Origin of the sequence: Kitasatospora sp. NPDC087271, from assembly GCF_044744605.1 — a bacterium.
Taxonomy (GTDB): Bacteria; Actinomycetota; Actinomycetes; order Streptomycetales; family Streptomycetaceae; genus Kitasatospora.
In genome coordinates this window covers 1-15,123 of record NZ_JBIUYQ010000027.1, presented here as the reverse complement: position 1 = coordinate 15,123, position 15,123 = coordinate 1, and the positions used below count along the sequence as shown (strand labels likewise).

The window sequence follows — 15,123 nt, the reverse complement described above, 5'->3', positions numbered from 1 at the left end:
GTGGGCTGCTTTCTCCCTTCGTTAGGCCATTCGAGTGATGGGTGGAGTGGCGGCCCGCTGCCGCCCGGTCACCCCTGCACGGCCAGCACCAGGGGCAACACCGCGCTCGCCCCGGCACGGCGCAGCAGCCTGGCGGCCACGGTGACCGTCCAGCCCGAGTCGACGAGGTCGTCCACCAGCAGCACCGGCCCGCCGGCCTCGGCCACCGCCTGCGCCACCTCCGGCGGCAGCGTCAGCGCGCCGGCCAGCGAGTGCAGTCGCTGGGCGCTGTTGCTGCGCGCGCCGTGCGGGGGCCGACCGTCGGCGTACTCGATCCGGCCGAGCAGCGGCAGCCGGCCGATCTCGGCGATCCGCGCACCGAGACTGCCCACCAGCTGGGGGCGGGTCGAGGAGGCCATGACCACCACGCCGACCGGCCGCTCCAGCCGGGCGCCGTCCGCCGTCGCGGGCCCGGCCCAGCCGCCGGGGCCGCGGGCCCAGTCGGCGAGCACCGCGACCAGGGCGTCCACGGCCTCTCCGGGGACCGGTACGTCCGGGGCCTGGTCGGCCAGCAGGGTGCGCAGCCGGTTGCCCCAGCCGATGTCGGACAGCCGGCCGAGCGCCCGCCCGTTCTCGGCCTGCTCGCCCGCCGGGATCCGGCCCTTGAGGGGCACGCCGAGGGAGTCCATCCCGGTGGGCCAGAGCCGGCGCGGCTCGAAGCTGATGCCCGGGCGGCCGAGGGCGGCCCGGGCCGCGTCCAGCGCCTCGGCGGAGACCTCGGCGGTGTGCAGCGGCCCCGCGCAGTTGTCGCACCGGCCGCATGGACGGGCCTGCTCGTCGTCCAGCTGGCGGCGCAGGAACTCCATCCGGCAGCCGGTGGTCGCCGCGTACTCGCGCATCGCCCGCTGTTCGGCCTCGCGGGAGGCCGCGACCTTGGCGTACCGGGCGGTGTCGTACGCCCAGCTCTGCCCGGTGGCCGTCCAGCCGCCCTTGACCCGGCGGACGGCGCCGTCCACGTCGAGCACCTTGAGCATGGTCTCCAGCCGGGTGCGGCGCAGGTCCACCCGGGGCTCCAGCGCGGCGGTGGACAGCGGGCGGCCGGCCTCGGCCAGTGCGTCGATGGTGCGGCGCACCTGTTCCTCCGGCGGGAAGGCCAGCGAGGCGAAGTAGCGCCAGATCGCCTCGTCCTCGCGCCCGGGCAGCAGCAGCACCTCGGCCCGGTCGACGCCGCGCCCGGCCCGGCCGACCTGCTGGTAGTAGGCGATCGGCGAGCTGGGCGAGCCCAGGTGCACCACGAAGCCCAGGTCGGGCTTGTCGAAGCCCATGCCCAGCGCGGAGGTGGCGACCAGCGCCTTGACCCGGTTGGCCAGCAGGTCGGCCTCGGCGGTGCGGCGCTCGGCGTCCTCGGTGCGGCCGGAGTAGGAGGCCACCGGGAAGCCCCGCTCGCGGAGGAAGGCCGTCACCTCCTCGGTGGCGGCCACCGTCAGGGTGTAGACGATGCCCGAGCCCGGCAGCCGGTCGAGGTGGTCGGCGAGCCAGGCCAGCCGGTGCGCCGGGTCGGGCAGGGGCAGCACGCCCAGGGTGAGGCTCTCCCGGTCGAGGGGCCCGCGCAGCACCAGGGCGTGCTCGTCGGTGCTGCCGGTGCCGAGCTGCTCGGCGACGTCCGCGGTGACCCGGGCGTTGGCGGTGGCGGTGGTGGCCAGCACCGGGACGCCGAGCGGGAGCTCGGCGAGCATCGTGCGCAGCCGGCGGTAGTCGGGGCGGAAGTCGTGGCCCCAGTCCGAGATGCAGTGGGCCTCGTCGACCACGAGCAGGCCGGTGGAGGCGGCGAGCTTGGGCAGCACCTGGTCGCGGAAGTCGGGGTTGTTCAGCCGCTCGGGGCTGACCAGCAGGACGTCGACCTTCCCGGCGGAGACCTCGGCCTGGATCTCGTCCCACTCGTCGGTGTTGGCCGAGTTGATGGTCCGGGCGTGGATGCCGGCCCGGGCCGCCGACTCGACCTGGTTGCGCATCAGGGCGAGCAGCGGGGAGACGATCACCGTCGGCCCGGCGCCCCGGGCCCGGAGCAGGGCGGTGGAGATGAAGTAGACCGCGGACTTCCCCCAGCCGGTGCGCTGCACGACCAGGGCGCGGCGGTGGTCGACCACGAGGGCCTCGATGGCCGTCCACTGGTCCTCGCGCAGGGCGGCACCGGGTCCGGCGAGCTCGCGCAGGACGGCCTCGGCCCGCGCCCGGACCTCGGCGCGGTCGGCGGTGGCGGTGGTGTGGTTCTCGGACTGCTGCATGGCGTCCATGTAACCCCGAGCCGCCGACATGGGGCGAATGCCGGGGCTGCGGAGAGGTGGAGGCCGGATGTATTTCATCAGCTCATCAGCTGAACGGCCGCCGACTAATCACCCGGGGGAGTGGGCGCGGTGTGCGCCGAATGAGGGAAGCGGAAAACGAGGGCGGGGTTATCCACAGGAAAAGAGAAAAATCCGGTGCGTCTCTCGGATTGCGTCACGCTTCCGGTCATGAACGCCGCGAACAACCGGAGCGTCATGAACAACGGGAGCGTCATGAACAACGAGCGCGTCACCCTGTCCCTCGGCCCGTCCTCCGGCCACCGGCCGGTCACCATGCGCGGCCCGGCCGACATGGCCGAGCTGCTGCCCTACCTCCTGGGGTTCTACCCCGACGACAGCATCGTCGCGGTCGGCCTCCAGGGCCCCGACCTGCACCAGGGCGGAGTGATCCGGGCGGACGTCCCGGAGTCGCCCGAGCAGTGGCCGGCTGCGGCGGAGGAGACGGCCGCCCTGCTGGTCGCGCTCTCCGAGCGGCACGGCGAGCGGCCGGTCCAAGTGCTCCTCTACCTCTGCCAGGATCCGACCACGGCGCACGCCCCTCCGGTGGTGGACGGCCTGCGGCCGCTGGCGGGCGACCTCCGCGCGGCCTTCGGGCGCAGGGGGGTGGCCGTCAAAGAGTCGCTCTGCGTCTCGGACGGCCGCTGGTGGTCCTTCCTCTGCCGCCGCGCCGGGTGCTGCGATCCGGCGGGCAACCCGATCCGCCGTGCCCCCGGCCCGGGCCCGGCGGCCGCCGCCGCGGCGTTCGCCGGCCTCGCGCCGCGTGGCAGCCGGAAGGCGATCATCGGCGGGCTGGCCCCGATCGGCCCGCCGGGGGCGGAGGCCCAGCGCGCGGCGCTCGCCCGGGCCGAGGCCGCTGAGGCCGCCAACGGTGCTGACGGCGCTGGGGGCTCCGGGGGCGCGTCCGTCCAGGAGCAGGGCGCCGACCTGCTCGACCAGGCCTTCGCCGAGTTCGCGGCCGGGGCCCGGGAGCTCGACGAGGAGCGGGCGGCCCGGCTGCTGGTCGCCCTGCGGGACCGCCTCACCCGGGATCGCGGAGTCGAGTACACCCGACCCGCCGAGCTCGCGCCCGCCGAGCGGCTCTGGCGCTTCCTCGCCCGGCGCGCCGTGCCGCCCTACGAGGGCTGTGCGGTGGCCCCGCTCACCCTGCTGGCCTGGGCCTCCTGGGTGGCGGGGGACACCGCGACGGCCCGCGTCGTGCTGGGCCACGTCCTCCGGCTCGACCCGTCCTACCTGCTGGCCGAGCTGCTGTACGAGTCGTTGAACGACGGCATGACGCCCGACGCGCTGCTCGCGGCGGTCGAGGCGCAGCGTCGGCGGCGCGAGGCGGGTGGGCCCGTGCCGGCGCCCGGCGGCGAACCGGGGCCGGCGCCCGCCGAGGGCCCGGGTGGTAACCAGGCTGGCCGCGGTGGGCCGTCGGGGCTGCCCGGGCCGGCGGGGGCCTCACGCCGCCGCCGGCCTGCCCGCCGGAAGGCCTCGAAGGCGGCTCAGGCCACAGCGGGGCCGGCCGAGCACGGCCCCGTCGGCCCGGCCGGCCCCGCCGAGCCGACGCCGCGTTCGGACGGTCCGGGCCCGCTCGCCCTGCTACCGGTGCCCGGGTGCGCTCCGGTGCCCCGGCAGCGGTCCGCCCGGGGTCTGCGGCTCGGCCGGACAGTGGTGTCCCGGGCCGCCGCCGCCGCACCGTCGGCCGCCGGGCGCCACCGGTGCCGGGGCGTCCGTCGGGCGGCGAGGGGAGCCCACCATGCGCGCTGACCTCGCCGGGCGTCCGTCAGGGGCCGTCCGGAGCCTCGCCGCCCGGCCCGGGCGGGCTTCGCTAGGCCTCGCCGTGCGCCAGCTTGATCAGGCGGTCGAGCACCTTGCCGCCGCTCGCCCGAAGGCCGTCGTGCTCCCACTCGTTGGTGATCCAGGTCCGCAGACCGCGCACCGCGCGGGCGGTCGCCAGCGAGTCGGCGGTGTCCACGTACATGTCGTCGTGGTAGACCGCCGCCACGACGGGGACGGTGTTGGCGGCCAGCCGCGCCGGGTCGTACAGGTCGGGCCAGTCGGTGCGGGCGGCCAGCAGGTCCGCGGTCTCCTTCAGCGGGCGCAGCGCCGGGTCGGTGTCGAACATCCAGGGGTAGATCATCTCCCCGGTGAACAGCACCGGTGCGCCGGAGTCCAGCGCCGCCCGGGCGTCGAACTGCGGGAACTCCTTGCGGACCCGATCGGCAGACCAGGCGGTGCCGCCCTGGTCCACCGAGCGCTGGCCGTAGATCGACTCGTGCAGCACGGCGTACAGCGGGCCCTCCGCGAAGGAGAGCTTGGCCTGGACACCGGCCAGGAAGGTGTCGGACAGCTCGGGGCCGGCCGCGCCGTCCACCCAGGCCTCCTCCAGCAGGTAGTGCAGGGTGCCGGAGCCGCTGCCGCCGCCGAGCATCAGCCCGAGGGCCTGGAACGCCTCGACGGTCAGCAGTCCGCCGTCGGGCAGCGTCGCGGGGGCGGCGGCGAGGTGCGCGGCGATCCGCCGTACCGCCTCGACGTCCTGCGGGAACCTGGCGTAGTGGTCCTCGTTCTTGTGGACCACCCGCGGGTAGGCGGCGCGGTAGACGTCGTCCGCCGAACTGCCGAGGCCGGACAGACCGCCGGTGATGAAGGCCTCGGCCAGGCCCTCGGGGGCGAAGGAGAGGTAGGTGAGGGTGCAGAAGCCGCCGAAGCTCTGGCCGAGCACGCTCCAGCGCCGGTCCGCGCCGAGCAGCTGGTGGCGGATCAGCTCGGCGTCCCGCACGATCGAGTCCGCGCGGAAGTGCGCCAGGTAGTCCGCCTGCTCCTGGGCACCGCCGCGCCGGGCGAGGGTCTGCCGGGTCGCGGGCGTGGAGCGACCGGTGCCGCGCTGGTCGAGCAGGAGCACCCGGTAGTCGTCGAGGGCGCGTTCCAGCCAGGCGTCGCGGCCGAGCGGGCGGGCGGCCTTGCCGCCGGGACCGCCCTGGAGGAAGACCAGCCAGGGCAGGTCGGCCTGCTCGCGGCCGGCGGCCACCACCTCGCGGGCGTACACCTCGATCTGCTCGCCCTGCGGGTCGGCGTGGTCGAGGGGGGCCTGGAAGACGTGGTCGGTCGTAACAATCCCGGGCAGACGGCTGACGGTGGACATGCAACTCCTCGGTCTCTGCTGGTCACAGCGGTCAGGTCGCGGCTCACGGGGTCACCGGGTGCGGGCGCCGCGACCCCCGCACCGTATCCTGACCGCGGTCGGGCACCGGTTCGACGGTCACCGCCCACTCGGCCAGGCATACGATGCCGGGCCGGGGCGGGTTGCACGGCAGGCAGCGGGCCGGGACGCAGCCGCCGCCACCCGGTGGCGAGACCGCGCCGCCCTGGTGGCAGCCCGGTGACGGCCCGACCGTGACGGCTCGACGGCTGCGGCACGACCGCCCGGCGGGCCGGGCTCGACGGGCCGCACCCGTCGCCGGGCGTGACCTGGAGGCGGTGCGCGGCGTTCACCCCGGGGGCCCGGCGACCGGCCGACGGCCGTCCGGCGGCAGGTTCCGGGCGGATCGCCCGCCGAGCGGGGCGGCCACGGCGCCGGGGCACCGGAGCGTGCGGGGCCCGCTCGGGTCACCTGGCTCGGCCGCCGCCGCGGCCCACGGGTCGGGCGCCACCGGCGGTCCGGGCCACCGGACCTGACGACGCGCCGGGCACCGAGGCGGGCCCGACGCGAATGTGCGGCGCGCCGGTACCGGCCCGGTACCGCGCACCGCATGGCACGGCCCGGCACCGGGTACGGCCAGACACGGCACACCCGCCGACGGGGCACCCCGCCGGCCCGGCACCATCAGCACGCGATCGAGCGTGCTCGCGGCCCACCGGCCTGACCAGGCCACCGGACCGCCGAGGGGAGGAGAGTCCGGTGACCGCCATGAGGCCACCACAGGCCATGCCGGCCGAGAGCGTGGTCGGCGCGCCGAGACCGGTCGGCCGTCCCGACCAGGTCCAGACGGCCGGACCGGCGGGGGCACCCGTCGGCCCGAGTCGGCTCACGGCCCCGCCAAGGCCGCAGCCCCCCGCCGTCCACCACGCGGTGCTCTGCGTCAACGCCCCCGCGATGGCCGCCTCCGGACCGGACGGCCAGCTACGCGGCCACGGCCTGCACGGCTTCTACCGCAACGGCGTCCGGGTGCTTGCCCGGATGGAGCTGCGTCTGGGCGGCATGGAGCCGCTGCCGCTCCAGGGCGCCCTGACCAGCACCGCGCAGGCCCGCTTCCTCGGCGCCGTCCGGCTCCCCGGCGACCTCGACCCGGACCCGGCGCTCACCGTCGAGCGGCTGCGCCACGCGGACGGAGTGGAGACCGTCATCGTGCGCAACACCGGCGGCCGGCCCGCCCGGCTGCCGATGGAGATCGCCCTCGGCACCGACCTCGGTCCGGTCGCCGAGATCGCCGCCGGGCACCGCCCGGCCGACCTGCCGGGCCAGGTGCAGTCCGCCGGGCTGCGCTGGGCCGGCCCGGCGCACAGCGCGGTGGTCAGCGCCAAGCCCTCCCCGCACGCGGTGCTGGCCGGGGCCGGGGTGCTCCGGTGGGACTTGGAGGTGCAACCCGGCGCCCGCTGGTCGGTCGAGCTGCGCGCCGAACTGGAGAGCACCGCCCCCGGCCCGCGGCCGCCCGGCGGGCGGGGCACGGGCGTGCCGCTGCCCTGGGCCGAACCGGAGGTCCGCAGCGACGACGCCCGGGCCGCCCTGCTGGTCACCCGCTCCCTGGACGCCCTCGGCGGGCTGCTGTTCGCCGACCCGGACCGCCCTACCGACCTCTACCCGGCCTCCGGCGCGCCCTGGCGCTTCGGCCTCGCCCCGGCCGATGCGCTCTGGGCCGCCCGGCTCACCCTGCCGCTCGGCACCCGGCTCGCCGCCGGCACCCTCCGGGCACTGGCCCGCCGTCAGCAGCCCGCCGCCGCCCCGGGCCGCACCGAAGGCCTGCTGCCCGGCGCCCTCCGGCACGGCGGCCCCGAGCTGCCGCCCACCTGCACCGCCACCGAGGCCACCCTGCTGTTCGTCACCGTGCTGGCCGAGGCCTGGCGCTGGGGCCTGCCTCGCGCGGAGACCGCCGACCTGCTCCCGGCCGCCGAGCGGGCCCTGGCCGCCCTCCGCGAGGGCCTGGTCGACGGCTTCGTCACCGACCTCAGCCGCCCGGCGGAGGACCGCGCCGCCCACCCGGTGGCCGCCCGGGCCGAGGTCCAGGCGCAGGCCCACCGCGCCGCCCTGCACGGCGCCGAACTGCTGGAGGCCTTCGGCCGCCCCGGCGCCGAGGAGTGGCGCGGCTGGGCCGCCGAACTGCGCGGGCGCTTCCGCGAGCGGTTCTGGATCGACGACCTCTCCGGCGGCCGCCCCGCCGCCGCGCTGGCTCCCGGCGGCCAGCCGCTGCCGGCCGTCGCCTCCTGCCTGGTGCACCTGCTGGACAACGGGCTCGCCGCCGACGGCGGCCGGCACGAGAGCCTGCTGGACCGGGAACAGACCCGACTGCTGGCCCAGCGCCTGGCCGCGCCGGAGCTGGACAGCGGCTGGGGCCTGCGCACGCTCAGCGCCAAGTCCCCCCGCTTCAACCCGTTGGGCCACCGCGGCGGCGCGGTGCGGGTCCACGAGACCGCGCTGGCGATCGCCGGGCTGGCCGAAGCCGGCCATGAGAACGAGGCCGGCGCCCTGCTGGAGGGCCTGCTCGCCGCGGCCGCCCACTACGAGGGACGGCTGCCCGAGATGTACGCGGGGGAGCAGCGCATCCCCGGCTGCCCGCCGGTGCCGCACCCGGCCGCCTGCCGCCCGGCAGCGGTCTCGGCGGCCGGCGCCGCGCACGCGGTGTTCGCGCTCGCCGGGGTCCGCCCCGACGTGCCGGGCGGCCGGGTCCTGGTCCGTCCGGCCAGCACCGCTCCGCTCGGCGAGCTGGAGCTGACCGGCCTGCGGGTCGCCGGCGAGCCCTTCTCGGTCCGGGTGAGCCGGATCGGCGTGGCGATGGTCGAGGAGGCCTCCGCGGAACTGCAACTGGTCGCCCGCTGACACCCCTGCCCGGGCCCGCCCGGCTCCGGCGACACCTCAGGCGGGCCGGGCGCGGTCCGTGTACGGGCCTGTGCTTATCGTCAGAGAGACGACTATGATCGTCGCCATGTCGCGCTACGATCCGTCAGCCTTCCCCCCGTTCGCTGTCACGGTTGACCTGGTGGTGCTGACGGTGCGCGACCACGCGCTCTGCGCCCTGCTGGTCAGACGCGGCGAGCCGCCGTTCCAGGGGTACTGGGCACTGCCCGGCGGCTTCGTCCGCCCGGACGAGGGCCTGGCCGAGGCCGCCTCCCGGGAGCTGGCCGAGGAGACCGGCCTGCGCGCACACTCCGCCCCCGGCCACGAGGCGGTCGGCCCCGGCGCGGCCGGTGCCCACCTGGAGCAGCTCGCCACCTACGGCCACCCGCAGCGCGACCCCCGGATGCGGGTGGTCAGCGTCGCCTACCTGGTCCTCGCCCCCGACCTGCCGACCCCCCGGGCCGGCGGCGACGCCAGCAGCGCCCGCTGGGCCCCGGTCGGCGAACTGCTCGGTCGGAGCCCGGTCGACGGCGTCCCGCTCGCCTTCGACCACGGGCTGATCCTCGCCGACGGCGTGGAACGCGCCCGCTCCAAGATCGAGTACTCCTCCCTCGCCACCGCCTTCTGCCCAACCGAGTTCACCGTCGGCGAGCTGCGCCGGGTCTACGAGGCGGTCTGGGGCGTGGTCCTGGACCCGCGGAACTTCCACCGCAAGGTCACCGGCACCCCCGGCTTCCTGCTGCCCTCCGGTGGCACGACGACACGTCAGGGCGGCCGCCCCGCGCAGCTGTTCACCGCGGGTGGCGCGACCGTCCTCAACCCGCCCATGCTGCGCCCGGAGTCCTGACCCGGCCCCGGCCCGCCGCCGACTCCCCCCCCGACCCGGGAATCGCAGGATCGGATTGTCCCCTGATCGGGTGAGGTGGGTGGCCGACGGGCCCGCGCCGCTCCCGTAATGCCCGGAATCTCCGCCACCGGCCCCTAATGTGCTGGCGCGGGGCCGTGCTGGCACGCGCCAACACACCAGGGGGCGCCCCGCGTCGGGCAGGTCGGCCGAGGGCATGGGAGCAGGCAGCGATGATCCAGATCACCGGACTGACCAAGGTCTACCGCAAGGGCGCGCCGCCCGCGGTGCTCGATCTGACCTTCGACGCCCGGCCCGGCATGGTGACCGCGCTGCTCGGCGCCGAGGGCGCGGGCAAGTCCACCGCGCTGCGGCTGATGCTCGAACTCGAACGCGGCCAGGGCATCACGCTCTTCGACGGCCGCACCTACCGCCGGCTGCGCCGCCCCGAGCGCGAGGTCGGCGTGCTGCTGCCCGGCCCCGGGCCGGGCGCGGCCGCCGTGGCGGGCCACCCGGGCCGCAAGGCGCACGGCCACCTGCGGATGCTGGCCGCGGCGGTCGGCGCCCCCGCACGGCGGGCCGACGAACTGCTGGAGCAGACCCGGCTGGCCGCCGTCGCCGGGCAGCGGCTGCGCAGTTTCTCGCCGGGCATGCACCGCCGGCTGGCCCTGGCCGCGGCCCTGCTCGGCGACCCCGGCACGCTGCTGCTGGACGCGCCGACCGAGGGCCTGTCCCCGCGCAACGTCGAGTGGTTCCACTCCTTCCTGCACTCGTTCGGCGTCGCCGGCGGGACGGTCCTGGTGACCACCCGCACCCCGCAGGAGGCCGCGCAGCTCGCCGACCGGGTCATCACGCTGGACCGCGGCCGGCTGGTGGCGGACCAGCCGGTGGCGGAGTTCCGCCGGACCAGGCTCAGCCCCGAAGTGGCCGTCCGCGGGCCGCAGATGGCGCGGCTGGCCGACCTGCTGGTCAGTCAGGGCGCTGAGGTGCGGCGGGACGGCGGCGCGGGCCTCGCGGTGGCGGGCGTCGACCGTACCGAGATCGGTGAACTCGCCTATCGCCACGGCATCCTGCTGCACGAGCTGGCCGACCGGGTGGTCGAGCAGCCGGCGCCCCGGGTCGCCCTGCCGGTCGCGTCGGGCCGCTCCGGCCACCTCCGTGTCCAGCCGGGCCCCACGGCTGCCGAGCCGGGCCCCGAACCCGGCCCCGAACCCGGCCCTGAGCCCGCTCAGGAACCGGCCTCCGACGTCCAGGCCGTCACCGTCCCGCGCCACCGGGGCGCCCGCCGCCCGGAGGCCCGTCCGGCGGCCGCCCACCACCGGGACGAGGCGGCGCTGCCCACCCGCGCCCTGCCGGCCGCCTCGGCCGCGACCGCCCTCTCCGCTCTCGGCGCCACCCCCCGCCAGGCCGAGCCCGCCGAGCCCACCCCGACCGTGGTCGTGGAGCGGCTGTTCCGTGACGGCCCCGGCGCCCTGGCCAGATCCGCGTCGGCCCTCGCCCCGGCTCCCGACCCCGACCCCGACCCGGTCCCCGTTGTCGGCGACGGGAGGCCCGCGCCCGACCCGACCAGGGGCCGCCGCGAGAGCGCCGCCGACCTGCTGACCGACGACACCGTCCGGCTCGGCCGCCCGGCCGGGGCCCAGGTCCCGGCCGCGACCCCGGCCCCCGGCGGTCCCGTCAGCCCCGCCACCCCCGACGACCACCGGAGCGAGTGAACCGTGCGTGTCCTGGCCTACGAGCTGCGCCGCCTGCGCGGCCTGCGTTCCACCTGGCTGCTGCTCGCCGCCGTGCTGCTGTGCGACGCCGTCACGGCCGCCGTCCTGGCGAGCCAGGCCCCGGCCGGCCCGCTGGCCGTCCCGGCCGGGGTGCGGCTGCTGACCGCCGCCGTACCGCTGATCCCGCTGCCGTTCGCCGCGTTCGGGGCCGGCGTGCTGGGCGCGCTCTCGTACGGGCACGAGGTGCGACACCCGGGGCTGCCGGCCTCCCAGGTGTCGTACCCGCGGCGGGTGCGACTGCTGCTGGCCAAGCTGCTGGTGGTCGGTCCCGTCGCGGGGCTGCTGGCGCTGGCGACCCTGCTCCTCGACGCGGTGGCGGTGCAGCTGGCGCTGCCGGGCGGGGTGACGGTGGCCGCCTGGGCGGAGCCCTCGGCCTTGTCGGACCAGGTGTCGCAGGCGCTGGCCGCCACCGGGCTGTCCGGCCTGGCCGACCTGCCGGGCCTGACCGACCTGCCGGGCGTGTTCGCCCCGGTGGCGCTGGCGGCCGGCCACGGGGCGCCGGCGGCCCTGCTGGCCTTCGTCCTGCTGACCGTCGTGGCGGGCTGGACCGGGGTGCTGACGGCGTCGCTGACCCGCAGCGCCTCGGTCGGGGTGCTGCTGTTGTGCGCGTTGCCGCCGCTGCTGGAGTCCGGTGTGGCGCTGCTGCTGCGGGAGACCGGCAGGCCGTGGCCGACCCGTGCGGCCGAGCTGCTGCCGTTCCAGTCCGGCGTCGAATGGGCCTACGGCTGGGTTTACCGCGGGGGGCACGAGGCGGTGGCTGGGAGCGCGGCGCTGACGGATCCGGCTCTGCTCGCGGCGGTGGTGGCGCCCGCGGCCGTCCTGCTGCTCGCGGCGCTCCTGGTGCAGGTCCGGCGGCGCGCGCTCTGACGCCGGGCGCCGAGGGGGCGGCCGCGCCGAAGCATCAAGATCGACCAGCAGTGACCGTAATGCGCGGTTCTTCCTGATAAGAAGTCAATTATCCAGTCGCGGTCGATCACCCTTTCGTGTGCTTTTCACGAGAATTCTCAAGCTGCGCCCGCCGATCGCCGACAAAGGAGCTGTGAGTACCCTTGCGCACCCCACCATGACCCCCGCCCGTTCCGCCGACGGACCCATCCACGGCCCCGGCGATCTGGACCGCTTCTCGTACGCCGACCGGCCGACTCCGCCGGCGCCCCGTTGGGAGGGCGCCGAGTCCGATCTCGCCCGGGTCGGCCGCAAGACCACCAGCAGTCGCGGCCGCGGTCTGCACGGCCAGCTGGTCCAGCAGCTCGGCCAGATGATCGTCTCCGGCGACCTGGGCGCCGACCGTCCGCTCGTGCCCGAGGAGATCGGCCAGCGGTTCGAGGTGTCCCGCACAGTCGTCCGCGAGTCGCTGCGCGTCCTGGAGGCCAAGGGCCTGGTCAGCGCCCGGCCGAACGTCGGCACCCGGGTCCGTCCGGTCGCCGACTGGAACCTGCTGGACCCGGACATCATCGAGTGGCGCGCCTTCGGCCCGCAGCGGGACGAGCAGCGCCGGGAGCTGTTCGAGCTCCGCTGGGCGATCGAGCCGCTGGCCGCCCGGCTCGCCGCCGGCCACGGCCGGGAGGACGTCCAGCAGCGGCTGGTCGAGCTGGTCGAGATCATGGGCCACGCCGCCGCCCAGGCCGACCTCTCCACCTACGCCCGGGCCGACGCCGAGCTGCACGGCCTGATCCTCCAGATGGCCGGCAACCGGATGCTGGAGCACCTGTCCGGGATCGTCGCCGGCGCGCTGCAGGTGTCGGGCGGGCCGGCCATCTCCTGCGAGCGCGCCTCCGAGTCCTCGGTCAGCCTGCACGCCCGGCTGGTGGATGCGCTGGGCACCGGCGACGGCACCGCGGGGGAGGCCGCGATGCGGGCGCTGCTCACCGTCCACCCCGAGATCGAGCCGTCCGTCCCCGCCCCTCGGGAGCACTGAGCGGGCCGTTCCGGTGAGCGGGCGCCCCGTCCGTCCTCCGTTCCTCCAGGGCCCTCCGGCCGCACCCGCGCGGCGCAGCCGGAGGGCTTCTGCATGCCGGCGGTCCGACCCGAACGTTTGATGCCCCGTCCATGACAACGGGTTTCGGCGCGAGTGCGCGATGATGGATTCCGGCCCCGTGGCCGCGGGCGCCGAGTGGTGTGACCCGCGACACGAAGGCCATGCGTAACACTTGACGAGTAGCAGCGATGTCTCCTGAGCGGGAGCAGCTCCGGAATACTTCAACATGTCACAATGCTGTGTTGGTCCGCGGCGCTGCTGCCGTCCTGCAAACCCAGTCCTCAAGCCCGAGTCGGTCGGAATCGACACCGCGCGCCCGACGCGCGATTTCCTTCCCCGCCCGCTCGGGCGGCCGGTACGGGTTCGAGTCCACTCATCGTCCGAGAGGTTGTTCGTGTCGGCCAGCACATCCCGTTCGCTTCCCCCCGAGATCGCCGAGTCCGCAGCTCTGCTGGCGCTCATCGAGCGGGGCAAGGCCCAGGGGCAGATCGCCGGTGACGACGTGCGCCAGGCGTTCGAGGCGGACCAGATCCCGGTCACCAAGTGGAAGAACGTCATGCGCAGCCTCAACCAGGTGCTGATTGAGGAGGGGGTGGACCTCATGGTCAGCGCGGCCGAACCGGCCGGCGCCAAGCGCAAGAGCGTTGCTGCCAAGAGCCCCACCAAGCGCACCGCCACCAAGGCTGTCACCACCCGGAGCCCGGCCGCCCCCACGGCCCCGACCAAGCCGCCCGTGCGGATCGCGCCCGGTGCGCCCGTCGCGGCCCCGGCCGTGGCGGCCGCCACGGCGTCCGCCCCCACGGTGTCCGCCGAGATCACCTCGGAGACGACCGGGGTCGCCTCCGAGCTGAAGGCGGTCGCGGCGAAGAAGGCCGCCCCGGCGAAGAAGGCCGCGGCCAAGAAGACCGCCGCGCCGGCCAAGAAGACCGCCGCCAAGAAGACCGCCGCCAAGGCGGGCAAGGGCGACGAGGAGCTCATCGGCGAGGAGGAGCTGCTCGAGGACGTCGCGCTGCCCGGCGACAAGGCGGGCGAGGAGGCGGAGCCCGAGGAGGAGTCGCAGGGCTTCGTGCTCTCCGACGACGACGAGGACGACGCGCCGGCCCAGCAGGTCGCCGTCGCCGGTGCCACCGCCGACCCGGTCAAGGACTACCTGAAGCAGATCGGCAAGGTCCCGCTGCTCAACGCCGAGCAGGAGGTCGAGCTCGCCAAGCGCATCGAGGCCGGTCTGTTCGCCGAGGACAAGCTCTCGGCCGCCGACAAGCTCGCTCCCAAGCTCAAGCGCGAGCTGGAGATCATCGCCGAGGACGGCCGCCGAGCCAAGAACCACCTGCTGGAGGCCAACCTCCGCCTGGTGGTCTCGCTGGCCAAGCGCTACACCGGCCGCGGCATGCTCTTCCTGGACCTGATCCAGGAGGGCAACCTCGGTCTGATCCGTGCGGTCGAGAAGTTCGACTACACCAAGGGCTACAAGTTCTCCACCTACGCCACCTGGTGGATCCGCCAGGCGATCACCCGCGCCATGGCCGACCAGGCCCGCACCATCCGCATCCCGGTGCACATGGTCGAGGTCATCAACAAGCTGGCCCGCGTCCAGCGCCAGATGCTCCAGGACCTGGGCCGCGAGCCCACCCCGGAGGAGCTGGCCAAGGAACTCGACATGACCCCCGAGAAGGTCATCGAGGTCCAGAAGTACGGCCGTGAGCCGATCTCGCTGCACACCCCGCTCGGCGAGGACGGCGACAGCGAGTTCGGTGACCTGATCGAGGACTCCGAGGCGGTCGTCCCTGCCGACGCGGTCTCCTTCACCCTGCTCCAGGAGCAGCTGCACTCGGTGCTGGACACCCTCTCCGAGCGCGAGGCCGGCGTGGTCTCGATGCGCTTCGGCCTGACGGACGGTCAGCCGAAGACGCTCGACGAGATCGGCAAGGTGTACGGGGTCACCCGTGAGCGCATCCGCCAGATCGAGTCGAAGACCATGTCGAAGCTGCGCCACCCGTCGCGTTCCCAGGTGCTGCGCGACTACCTGGACTGATCAGGCCGGTACGGCGAGCGTGTGACGAAGGCCCGGAGCCCCACCTTAGGTTCAAGGGGTCGTCGCAACACCGCTTGGTTTCAGACGGTGAGTAGATCACGTAGACGCTCGGCTGGGGTATCCCAGCCGAGCGTCTTGC

At 75.6% G+C, this 15,123-nt stretch carries 9 protein-coding genes; 7 read left to right on the top strand and 2 right to left on the bottom strand.

The features are described 5' to 3' along the window. Positions 1 to 68: 68 nt before the first annotated feature. Positions 69 to 2,264, bottom strand: coding sequence for a RecQ family ATP-dependent DNA helicase (locus ACIO9K_RS31935; RefSeq protein WP_400335064.1), 2,196 nt, complete (start codon positions 2,262 to 2,264; stop codon positions 69 to 71). A 228-nt stretch (positions 2,265 to 2,492) separates the two neighbouring features. Between ACIO9K_RS31935 and ACIO9K_RS31930 the strand changes: the two genes are divergently transcribed. Further along, on the top strand, positions 2,493 to 4,073 hold the full coding sequence (locus tag ACIO9K_RS31930; protein WP_400335062.1) for a DUF4192 family protein: 1,581 nt from the start codon (positions 2,493 to 2,495) through the stop codon (positions 4,071 to 4,073). 61 nt (positions 4,074 to 4,134) lie between these two features. On the opposite strand, the gene ACIO9K_RS31925 is transcribed toward ACIO9K_RS31930, so the two are convergent. Then, positions 4,135 to 5,448 carry an alpha/beta fold hydrolase gene (locus ACIO9K_RS31925; RefSeq protein WP_400335060.1) on the bottom strand — a complete coding sequence of 438 codons (1,314 nt, stop codon included), beginning with the start codon at positions 5,446 to 5,448 and terminating at the stop codon, positions 4,135 to 4,137. A 765-nt stretch (positions 5,449 to 6,213) separates the two neighbouring features. Between ACIO9K_RS31925 and ACIO9K_RS31920 the strand changes: the two genes are divergently transcribed. The 6 genes from ACIO9K_RS31920 to ACIO9K_RS31895 all read left to right on the top strand — a co-directional run bounded on the left by ACIO9K_RS31920 (position 6,214) and on the right by ACIO9K_RS31895 (position 14,984). Next, positions 6,214 to 8,337 (top strand): glycogen debranching N-terminal domain-containing protein, encoded by a 2,124-nt coding sequence (locus ACIO9K_RS31920; RefSeq protein ID WP_400335124.1) that lies wholly within the window; start codon positions 6,214 to 6,216, stop codon positions 8,335 to 8,337. Between the two features lie 106 nt (positions 8,338 to 8,443). Beyond that, entirely contained in the window at positions 8,444 to 9,202 is a 759-nt protein-coding gene (locus tag ACIO9K_RS31915) for an NUDIX domain-containing protein (protein WP_350880113.1), read from the top strand. A 230-nt stretch (positions 9,203 to 9,432) separates the two neighbouring features. Beyond that, positions 9,433 to 10,914: an ATP-binding cassette domain-containing protein gene (locus ACIO9K_RS31910; RefSeq protein WP_400335058.1), complete on the top strand. Its 1,482-nt coding sequence runs from the start codon at positions 9,433 to 9,435 to the stop codon at positions 10,912 to 10,914. A gap of 3 nt (positions 10,915 to 10,917) precedes the next feature. Beyond that, positions 10,918 to 11,841: a hypothetical protein gene (locus ACIO9K_RS31905; protein ID WP_400335056.1), complete on the top strand. Its 924-nt coding sequence runs from the start codon at positions 10,918 to 10,920 to the stop codon at positions 11,839 to 11,841. Positions 11,842 to 11,959: 118 nt separating this feature from the next. Further along, positions 11,960 to 12,892 carry a FadR/GntR family transcriptional regulator gene (locus ACIO9K_RS31900; RefSeq protein WP_363584519.1) on the top strand — a complete coding sequence of 311 codons (933 nt, stop codon included), beginning with the start codon at positions 11,960 to 11,962 and terminating at the stop codon, positions 12,890 to 12,892. A 454-nt stretch (positions 12,893 to 13,346) separates the two neighbouring features. Next, entirely contained in the window at positions 13,347 to 14,984 is a 1,638-nt protein-coding gene (locus ACIO9K_RS31895) for an RNA polymerase sigma factor (RefSeq protein WP_363623236.1), read from the top strand. The last annotated feature ends 139 nt before the right edge of the window (positions 14,985 to 15,123 follow it).